11 protein-coding genes are annotated in these 9,287 nt (G+C 35.7%); 7 read left to right on the top strand and 4 right to left on the bottom strand.

What is annotated here, in order from left to right; genetic code table 11:
* The first annotated feature begins 177 nt into the window (after positions 1-177).
* A complete protein-coding gene (locus F972_RS00055) occupies positions 178-504 on the top strand; it encodes a hypothetical protein (protein WP_004762690.1) in 327 nt (108 codons plus the stop codon).
* A gap of 8 nt (positions 505-512) precedes the next feature.
* A complete protein-coding gene (locus F972_RS00050; RefSeq protein WP_004762688.1) occupies positions 513-857 on the top strand; it encodes a hypothetical protein in 345 nt (114 codons plus the stop codon).
* A gap of 55 nt (positions 858-912) precedes the next feature.
* Here F972_RS00050 and F972_RS00045 read toward each other — a convergent pair whose 3' ends face one another.
* Positions 913-1,344 (bottom strand): hypothetical protein, encoded by a 432-nt coding sequence (locus tag F972_RS00045; protein ID WP_004762687.1) that lies wholly within the window; start codon positions 1,342-1,344, stop codon positions 913-915.
* Positions 1,345-1,496: 152 nt separating this feature from the next.
* Here F972_RS00045 and F972_RS00040 point away from each other — a divergent pair, with 152 nt between their 5' ends.
* The 3 genes from F972_RS00040 to F972_RS00030 all read left to right on the top strand — a co-directional run bounded on the left by F972_RS00040 (position 1,497) and on the right by F972_RS00030 (position 4,370).
* Entirely contained in the window at positions 1,497-1,745 is a 249-nt protein-coding gene (locus tag F972_RS00040) for a hypothetical protein (RefSeq protein WP_004762685.1), read from the top strand.
* A 180-nt stretch (positions 1,746-1,925) separates the two neighbouring features.
* Positions 1,926-2,696 carry a phosphoribosyltransferase family protein gene (locus tag F972_RS00035; protein WP_004762683.1) on the top strand — a complete coding sequence of 257 codons (771 nt, stop codon included), beginning with the start codon at positions 1,926-1,928 and terminating at the stop codon, positions 2,694-2,696.
* Positions 2,697-3,044: 348 nt separating this feature from the next.
* Entirely contained in the window at positions 3,045-4,370 is a 1,326-nt protein-coding gene (locus tag F972_RS00030; RefSeq protein WP_008942541.1) for an ISNCY family transposase, read from the top strand.
* Between the two features lie 90 nt (positions 4,371-4,460).
* Here the strand turns inward: F972_RS00030 and F972_RS00025 are convergent, their stop codons facing one another.
* On the bottom strand, positions 4,461-4,694 hold the full coding sequence (locus tag F972_RS00025) for a helix-turn-helix domain-containing protein (RefSeq protein WP_004762682.1): 234 nt from the start codon (positions 4,692-4,694) through the stop codon (positions 4,461-4,463).
* Positions 4,695-4,841: 147 nt separating this feature from the next.
* On the opposite strand from F972_RS00025, the gene F972_RS00020 reads away from it, so the two are divergent.
* Positions 4,842-5,084: a hypothetical protein gene (locus F972_RS00020; RefSeq protein ID WP_004762680.1), complete on the top strand. Its 243-nt coding sequence runs from the start codon at positions 4,842-4,844 to the stop codon at positions 5,082-5,084.
* 72 nt (positions 5,085-5,156) lie between these two features.
* Here F972_RS00020 and F972_RS00015 read toward each other — a convergent pair whose 3' ends face one another.
* Entirely contained in the window at positions 5,157-6,356 is a 1,200-nt protein-coding gene (locus F972_RS00015) for a hypothetical protein (RefSeq protein WP_004762678.1), read from the bottom strand.
* Between the two features lie 224 nt (positions 6,357-6,580).
* Positions 6,581-7,357 (bottom strand): hypothetical protein, encoded by a 777-nt coding sequence (locus tag F972_RS00010; RefSeq protein WP_004762676.1) that lies wholly within the window; start codon positions 7,355-7,357, stop codon positions 6,581-6,583.
* 306 nt (positions 7,358-7,663) lie between these two features.
* Here F972_RS00010 and F972_RS00005 point away from each other — a divergent pair, with 306 nt between their 5' ends.
* On the top strand, positions 7,664-8,833 hold the full coding sequence (locus F972_RS00005; RefSeq protein ID WP_004762671.1) for a MobA/MobL family protein: 1,170 nt from the start codon (positions 7,664-7,666) through the stop codon (positions 8,831-8,833).
* Positions 8,834-9,287 lie beyond the last annotated feature (454 nt).

The raw sequence follows: 9,287 nt of genomic DNA, 5'->3' as shown, positions 1-9,287 counted from the left end.
ATGCTAAAAGAATTAAAAAATCATCAATAAAAATGGGAGCTTAGGCTCCCATTTTTAGATTCGTATAACGCGTATTATGTTAATTTTAGATTTTCTAAAAAGATGGTACTCAACTTATAACATTTCTAATCGTATTAATATCACTTATACTCTGTATTGACCTTTTGGGGAAAAAAGATGAATACAATTACAGCTAAAATATTATGTCTTAGTTTTTCTATATTACTAATGGGGTGTGATAGTAGTTCATCGACTGATACTAGCCCAACTAAAATCACAAGCTCTAAAGCTGTTGGTGATGAAATGGATACCATGCAGGAATGTAAGTATCGTCTTGATCAAACAGCAAAAAAATATAATGTATCCTATACTGTAGATAAGGATGAAAAAGAAAAGTTTATTGGCTACATCGTGAAAGATGGAACTCAAACCGACTTGTTAGCCATGTGTAAAAAAGATGGTGACTACTACTCTGCTATGTTTCAAATACCTGATGAAAAATGAGAACAACAATGATCTATAAACACATATTAATTGCAATCACTTTAGCTATTATCAGTACCTCAGTGCTGGCTGATAAAAAGATTCCCATGATCGATAAAAAGTACAATGGAAAGTACTTTCTAATTAGCAATAAAAAGAAAGGGGGGATCAATTTAGTTATTTATAAGTCTGTATTTTCAACAGAGACAGTCTACTCTAAGATGGAAATCAACTGTTCCACAGGTAAATATCGCAAAATTGGAGAAGGCATCAATAGCGAAAGCGATATCACAACCTACACAGATAAAGGCTCATGGATCGAACCTATCTATGGGGCTAGCCACTATGATGTAGTTAAGTTTACTTGCAAATAGCAAACCTTGAGCATGAAGATGTGTTTTGTCAAATAGTGTAGTTATAACTATAAATTTATCCAAATGTTTGTACAGGCTTGAAATACTTATCGGTATAAATCTTTGTTATCGATTCACAACTGTCTTTACCTATTATAGATCTTATGTAATCCTCAGATTTTTTATATACATCCATAGAAGACTCAAAATTACCTTTATTTTTAAATAATTTTTTGTTTGCCTCTATAACTCTTGTTAAATATCTAGTTTGAGACAATTGTTCGCATTTGATCGCCTTGTATTTTAGCTGTCCGTCTACTTCACTATGCAATTCACTAACTGCGTAATTATGAGTTGTAAGCATTAAATCCAAAAGAACAACTTGATAGTTATTAAAGGCTAGTTCATCACTAAAAATTGGAGGAGATATTTTTTCATATACACTATCTGCATAAATTGTAGAACTATGACTTAACAGTATAGTGAGTACGGCAGTTCTTAGTTTCATTGTATAAGTTCTTGTAAAAATTCAGATAAATCAGTATAGCATTCAGTTGTTGAACCGTTGAGTAAGATTTTAGGCTTATAGTGGTATTCGTCCATTTCTATTTTGAAGTTCCTTTATTGCATTCGCTCTAAGGCAGGTATAGGAAGAAAACTATGCAACTTTGTACTTTATGGGGGAATATGTCTGCTGATCGTACTGATGAGCAATATCCTCAAGCAAATGTCTGTGACGAGTGTATTCAAAAATACTCTACTGCTGAAGAATCTCCAATAGTTCATATCAACGGTAGTTACGAATCTGTCTATGGTGAAGAATGTGCTTTAGGCGCTTATTTAGAGCAAGATATGCGCTGTCAGCACTGTATAGCTACCACTAATTCATGGTTTGAGAATAACCCTTAATTAGTAATCAGATGTACACCTAATTTAAGGTGACCATATCCATTTAACTTATGTTCGTTATGCGATATGAAAAGCCTGGATCAATATCCAGGCTTTAAAATTTAAAATAATCATGCGCTTAATGTCCATATTGTGCATAATTATCAATAGTTTTTTATGTACATGAATTGAAGGTATTCTGTGGGCTTTAAAGTAATTGATAACTTAGTTATTGTTGATCACTCAACAAACCATTATGCAATTACTACTCCCACTAAGAAGAAAAGCCCATGTATCTATACTAAAAAGAATATTGATTCTTTAAATCTATCAATTTACTCAATCTTTTATCGTAGTGTAATTGACAGAAAACTTCATAAATTAGGTGACAATTGTCCTCTTCTTTATGCCCTTAAAGGAAAACAAAATTTAGTAGTAACTAAAGATTCAATGAAAGATCTTAAAGTACCTTTTTATCAAATATTAGAAATATTGAAAAATGAAATAACTGATAAATATGAAAAAATTGATTTCATTGTGCCAATGCCTTCCAAACATAATCTTTCATTACAACTAGCAAGAAGATTGCAGAGACAGTTTCATCAATCAATAGTCTTAGAAAGCCTATTGATAAAAAAATCAAATACTGAGATGTCAGAAGAAGTAGCTAACTCAAGTATACCAAGTACGGATAAACACCTAATTTTACAAAGAATAAAACAAGCTGATCAAAGAAATAAGCTTTTTTCAGTATCAGACATTCCACCACCCATAAGAAAATATGTTCATCCAATTAAATTAAATGGAACGCAAATAATTGAAAATGGAGTGTACATAATTGTTGATGACCTTATTTCCACTGCTTGTACATTGAGTAGTGCTCAGCAAGTTTTAATTTCAGAATCAAATGAAATCAAAATTTTAGCTGTTTCACTTTTCAGCCCAGTCAATAATAGGATTAAGGAAGCTTGATCAGATGTGCATACTAATATATATTAATATACATAGACCGGGTGATAGTCTCCTCTGTCTTTAAACATAAAAGGGATCTGTGTGAGCCGGCGGGGCCAGCGATAAGAGCAAATACTTGCCATATTTGGAAGCAGCAAATACGATTTCTCTTATCGTTAAAAGAGAAAAGATTCAAAAAAGGAGAACATTCTTAATGTTCTCCTTTTTTATTTAACATAAAATCTCATCTACGAAATGCAGCTGTAAGCCCAAAATAGAAATGTCCGGTTTCTCCAAAGTAAAAATGTCCGCTTTTAGAATATGCGCTTTTGCAATTTCCTTAGCGGACGGTTTGATATGTTGGTGTCTATGTCGGATAAAGAACTTAAACGATTGTCGGTCTTGCAAGAAATCTGTGATCAACGTATAACTCAATCCCAGGCTGCTCAGCTACTTCATATCTCAGAACGTCACATCAGACGCTTACTGCAGAAATACAAAGCTCAAGGTCCCGCTGCATTAGCCCATGCCGGTCGTGGCCAAATCAGCAATTCTAAACTTCCTGAAGAACTCAGACTTAAGTGTCTCAATATTGTTTCAGATCAACTTTATGGTTTCGGACCCACTTTAGCGCATGAAAAGCTCACCACCGTGCATGGATTCGATCTTTCAGTAGAAACCCTGCGTTCCTGGATGATTGCAGCCGATTTATGGATCCCTCGCTGCAAGCGCCTGAAACGACCATATCAGCCTCGTTATAACCGAGATTGTTATGGTGAATTGATCCAAATTGATGGCTCACACCATGATTGGTTTGAAGGTCGAGCACCTAAATGCTGTCTGCTAGTATTCATCGATGATGCCACAGGAAAATTGCAGCATTTACGCTTCTGTGCGTCAGAGTCAGCCTTTGACTATATGATTTCGACACGTTTATATATCGAACAGCATGGTAAGCCATTGGCATTTTACAGTGACAAACATTCAGTTTTTAGGGTGAATCAAAGTAGCAAGAAAGACACCAAGATTACCCAGTTTGGACGTGTTCTGAGCACTCTCAATATCGATATCATTTTCGCTAACTCCCCTCAAGCCAAAGGTCGTGTAGAACGAGCGAATAGAACACTTCAGGATCGTCTGATTAAGGAGATGCGTCTAGAAGGCATCAGTTCAATTGCAGATGCCAATAAGTGGCTGCCGTGCTTTATTGAGCAATTTAATCGTAAATTCGCCAAGATGGCTTTTAATTCCAAGGATCTACATCGGCCTATCGCTGAAACAGCCGAAGAATTAGATGATGTTTTTACCTGGCGTGAACCCCGCAGGGTCACGAACAGCTTGACGATTACTTATGATAAATGCGTATATATCTTGGAAAACAGCGAAGAAAATCAAAGATTGGGCGGCAAGTATCTTGAGTTCCTGGAATATCCGGATGGTACTGTAGCCATTGAATATCAGGGAAGAAAAATCAATTACAGCATCTTTGATAAATTAAGTCAGCTCAACCAGCGAGAGATCGTTGAGAATAAACGTTTGGGTTCTGTGCTGGCACATATTCAACAACAGCATGAACAACTGGAACACCAAAACAAACGCAATCGTTCTCAAAAGATGCCACGTAGACAAGCACAGAAAACAGCGATTGAACAACGAAATCTAAATCCTGTGCTTGACTTGGAAATGTCCATATAGGACATTTCTATTTGGTTATTAGGTAGGACATTTCTACTTGGGAATAACAGCAGCTGTTAGAACCCAATTAAATCTTTAATTGGGTTAACGTCAAATACTATCTTGATCACGGAAAGCCCGAACTCTCTCAAAAATCGGATAAAAGTCCAGACCATCATCCTTCATATCTGAAATTACGATTGCAATCACTGCAATGCTAGTGGGCACTTTACCGTTCTTTTTATAGTTGGTAATTGAATTCGCATTCATATCTAAAAGTGCTGCAAATTCTTTAATAGAAAGGCCAGACTTACCTATAAGTCTTTGAAATTCTTCGTAAGGCATAGTTTAAAAAGCAGAATTGTTTTGATAGAAAAGTATAGCACAGATTATTTATTTACATTTAAACACATAAATAATGTTATTGACACATTATTTATGTGTTTAAATACTCTTATCAAGCAATTTTACTCTTTTGATAGGACTTGTTTTATGAACCATTTCGTACAGCCCAAGCTTCTTATTTCTTCTCAAGCAAAAAAGATTGGATTGACATTAATTAATGATCTTGAACTTTGCATAACAGCACGATTGGCTTTTTATCTGGATGTAAATCCTTGCTATGACGGCCATGAAGCAACATTCATTTGGACCGAATATTTTTTACAAGATCACCCTCAAGCCGAATTTTCTGAAGTTAGAGCAGCCTTTCTACAACTTATCCCAGGATGTTAAACGATGATAATGAAATCTGTATTTTATGAGTCAAATACAGATTTCAAATTCTCTTTTTTATAAGACTATGAATTAAATTTTCTCAAATAACTCTGCAGCAATCTTCCTAGCTAAATTATCTTTATCAACATCTAGTTCTGATAAATCTATAGCATATTGAATTGCCTCACGACCTGCGATTTCCATAGGTCCATAGTCATCATAATCCTCACCTGTATAAGCATTGTAGGCTCTAAAATCATCCTGCGTGAAATCAACTCCACACATTTGAGCTAAGTAGATGTATAACCATGCTTCTCCATGATTTTTGAAAATTTCTTCATACAGGAAGTATTCAATAGCACTCGTATCACCTCGATTACACAAGTACAGAATCTGGTTGTAAACTGTTTCCTTGTCTGCATCCAAATTAATTTCATGAAGATTCATAGGTGAATTTTTAATATAAGATTCAAAGTGTTCAGCTTGCTTTATGTATTCTTCATACTTTTCTTTATTTTTCTTAGTCTCATCAGAATTGATATATTTTTGTTTATGATTGTCCCAACGACTCCCAAAATTTGATTCATGTCGACCATAAGGAGCTATTTGATTTGCTAAATAACGATAATAAGCACCTAATAGAGCATATGCATCAGCATTCTTACGGTCTTTCGCATAAGATAAAATCTTTTCAAAAGCCTCCCCAATTTCTGAAAACTCGAAATATTCACCATCAAGTTCTAGGTGATCTACCATCCCATTTTCAAAATCGATATAACTTAGTGCTTTTCTTACGACATTAAAGTTAATAACTTCTAAGTTAAGCCATAAAAGTTCTCGATAGACCGTTTTAGAAATCGATAAATATAATTCCTCTGACGCATCGAATTTTAGTAAATCCTTAAGTCTTATGGTGATTTTTTTAATCTTTTCCAGTAAAGCATTACCTTCATAATCATCCCAATGAAGGTCATCTTCACTATAATTTAGATAATCTGTTTCAGGCGGATTTTTCAATATTTCTAGAGTTAGGGCATCAATTAATTCATGCTGATAATATTCTTCAGAATCATCATATTGAGCATCAAGTAAAAGATTTTGAGCAACAAAAGAGCTATAGGTCCTATAGTCCTGATCTAAAGCAATTAATTCATAAATATGTGAACGGCTAATCTTTACAGAATGCTGTTCCTGAATTTTTTTAGATAATTGAAATGCGAATTCTTGAATAGACATAATTTTCTCTACTTCCAACTCTAAACTCTTTATACAAAGAATCTTTGGTGTCATAAGACTTCTAGCAACGCATGTTTAAATGCTAAGAACCAAACGAGTTGATACTTAAGAAAATTAAATTTTAGATATGGCTTTAAAAATTAAACCTATGGTTTTTTATCCCTTTTCTACTCATGCGTAAGTACGGTAGGCGACCTTATTTTTAAAATAATAAATTTCGCATAAATTTACAATTGCCAAAATAGAAAAGTCAGCTAAAAAGCGGACAGTCAAAAAATTCATTCTTTTTCAGACCTACTTTTTATCTTTTTTTGAGCATCTATAATCGCTAAATCGAGAAGCGTTAAAGTCTGCCCTTTTAGGCTATATCCAGACAGCTGATGGAGAACCTCAAAAAGTAGTTGATACTTTTCTGTATTTGGTCGCTCTAGTGCCCAAACCTTTTTATAAAGTTGAGATTGACGAAATTTCCCGGCAAGAAAACGGTCAATTTCGATTCCTTTTAGAAACTTTTTACTGTCTAAATTTTCATCATCTTTTACTTTATAAAGACTTAAAACCCCACCGCCCACTTCAAACTTACGTTGATTTTCAGCTTTACGTTTTTTCCCGGCATCCTTTTTCTGAATCTGACTCAAATACAGCTCCAAGTCACTGTATTCAAGCTTTTGCGCTTTAAAATTCAGATAGCGCGTACACATTGTTTTCAGGATATTCATTTCAGCTGGATCTAGATCATCTTTTTTATAATCTTGGTACAGCTCCAAAAATTTTTCTTCATACTTAGTCCTTCCCGGAGTTCTCACCAACTCATCAAACAACAACTGAAGCTTCAAATGCTCACGGTACGGTTTTAACGCTTCTTTCACAAGAATCTGCTGAGCTTCAGACAACATTTCAAAGTTAAAGTCTTCAGCTTGTAGTGCATCAATAACCTGATTTTGAAGTTCCGAACGAGGATCTTTTTCTAATAAAAACTCAACGAAAGCATGTAACTCTGCCATTTGTAAAAGTTGAGAAGGTCTACCACGCTTTTTTGCTTTTTCTAGTGTCATATCATCGGCCACCAAATTTTCAGAACTGCAACCTCTTTAAATATGGTTTTACCATATTTAAAGAGGGCAGTCTGAAAATAATTATTTAAATAAAAAATAAAATTTCTTGAAAAGAATTTCTATTTTTTATTTAAATAATTCGCACTTGACAGTTTCTCCTGATCGGAGAAACTAGTACGCAATGGGGCGCTTCCCCCTTGACCCCCTTCAACCGGATTTTTCAGCCATCCAGGCATTCCAAATCCGGGCGGTTTTCATTCCGTTTCACTGCATAAAAACCGATCCCAGACCAACAAAAAGGTGAGCATGGCCAGTTATCACTTCAGCGTCAAAAGTAAAAATAAAGGCTACGCCATTCAGCATTACCTCTATATTGCCCGATTGATGCAATACGAAAACGTCCGCAAAAAAAGTGATGAAATTTTAGAATACGTTGAACCTGGCAAATGCATGCCGTCCTGGGTGAAAGATCCCATTGAGTTTTGGAAAGCCGCTGATACTTTTGAGCGAGCCAATGCCAAAGTCTACATGGAGTATGAAATTGCCCTCCCCAACGAATTCACGCCAGAACAGCGTAAAACGCTCATAGAGACGTTTTTAGACAAACATATAGTTCCACAGCAATATCCGCATTCATACGCCATACATAACGTTAAATCGCGCCTCAGTGGCGAAGATCAGCCTCATTGTCACATCATGTTCTCGCTAAAAGCCGATGACAGTATTGAACGGACAGCCGAACAATATTTCAAACGCTATAACCCCAAAGATCCAAGCAAAGGCGGTGCAAAGAAAATCCAGCTGCAGGATGGCCACGCAGACTATTCCACTTTTTTAATCTATATCCGAAAACAATGGGAAAACCATCTGAATGATGCCCTTGCACAGCACTGCCCTACCGTCACCTACACATTGGATGGCCAAGACATCACCATCAAAAATCAGGTTTCAGCAGACAGCTATGAAAAATATAACGAGATCCACAGCACTTTGTATCTTCCTGAGCCTAAGCTAGGCGTTGGTCAACAAAACGCGACAGCGGAATATCTCGCCCAGATCCAAAAAATTCGAGAACACAATCAAAAAGAACGAGAACTCGAAGAACGCCAAAAGCAATTAGATCAACAACATGAATATTTTTATAGTGCTGAAAACCATCCATTTTCATCATTGGAGGTGATGTATTACCTGAATTATTTAGTGAAGAATCAGAAAAATAAGGAAAAACTGCAAAAAGATTTTAGTGAAATTATCAAGACCCAAGAGCCTATATTGCATCAAGAAGACTGGAATATTCATAACATGAATCAAAAATTGAAGGATTCACAACGTAACTCAACACCATGCTTTGAGTTTGACGTGTATTCACCACCAAAGAATCCATTACCCACGCAGAATAAGCCCCCTAAACCGATTCAATCAGAACCAGTACAACCTAAAACTGATGATTATGATTACGGTGGTCCAGGTTTTTAAAATTATCTGGCTTTATTCAGGCCTTACAGAGCGAGTGTCTACGAGCGAACAGACTCAATTAAAATTTTCGCCATGCTTTTTCCCTGATTACAAGCTCCCCTTTGCTGCTGAGACTGAGATACAGAGCATCCCAAAGGGTGCGAACAGATTTAATTTGCATCTAGGTCGAGCGGAGCGAGCATAAAAAACTAATGAGCGAAGCGAATTCCGAGTTGCTTTTGCTTTTTCTAAAAGTCACGAAAGTATTAACCAAAAAATTGCCTCTCGAATCGAGCGAAAGCGAGATTCAATAGAGTTTGAGCGAAGCGAAAACCAAGGGCAATTTTTCATTCTTATCCTTTTTAATATATTTTAAATCTTTTAAATCTTTTAGGCTATCTGAAAGGCTTTAACAGAAAGGCTTTCAGCTCCTAACTATGAGGGATTGACTACTAACTATGAGGGATTGACTACT

Origin of the sequence: Acinetobacter sp. CIP 102529 (genome assembly GCF_000368325.1) — a bacterium.
GTDB classification, from domain to species: domain Bacteria; phylum Pseudomonadota; class Gammaproteobacteria; order Pseudomonadales; family Moraxellaceae; genus Acinetobacter; species Acinetobacter parvus.
This window is presented reverse-complemented; position numbering and strand designations above follow the sequence as displayed.

Excerpts from the sequence above, each read along its gene's own strand:
- F972_RS00055 (WP_004762690.1), top strand. The coding sequence starts at position 178 with ATGAATACAATTACAGCTAAAATATTATGTCTTAGTTTTTCTATATTA.
- F972_RS00050 (WP_004762688.1), top strand. The coding sequence starts at position 513 with ATGATCTATAAACACATATTAATTGCAATCACTTTAGCTATTATCAGT.
- F972_RS00045 (WP_004762687.1), bottom strand. The coding sequence starts at position 1,344 with ATGAAACTAAGAACTGCCGTACTCACTATACTGTTAAGTCATAGTTCT.
- F972_RS00040 (WP_004762685.1), top strand. The coding sequence starts at position 1,497 with ATGCAACTTTGTACTTTATGGGGGAATATGTCTGCTGATCGTACTGAT.
- F972_RS00030 (WP_008942541.1), top strand. The coding sequence starts at position 3,045 with ATGTCGGATAAAGAACTTAAACGATTGTCGGTCTTGCAAGAAATCTGT.
- F972_RS00025 (WP_004762682.1), bottom strand. The coding sequence starts at position 4,694 with ATGCCTTACGAAGAATTTCAAAGACTTATAGGTAAGTCTGGCCTTTCT.
- F972_RS00020 (WP_004762680.1), top strand. The coding sequence starts at position 4,842 with ATGAACCATTTCGTACAGCCCAAGCTTCTTATTTCTTCTCAAGCAAAA.
- F972_RS00015 (WP_004762678.1), bottom strand. The coding sequence starts at position 6,356 with ATGACACCAAAGATTCTTTGTATAAAGAGTTTAGAGTTGGAAGTAGAG.
- F972_RS00010 (WP_004762676.1), bottom strand. The coding sequence starts at position 7,357 with ATGACACTAGAAAAAGCAAAAAAGCGTGGTAGACCTTCTCAACTTTTA.
- F972_RS00005 (WP_004762671.1), top strand. The coding sequence starts at position 7,664 with ATGGCCAGTTATCACTTCAGCGTCAAAAGTAAAAATAAAGGCTACGCC.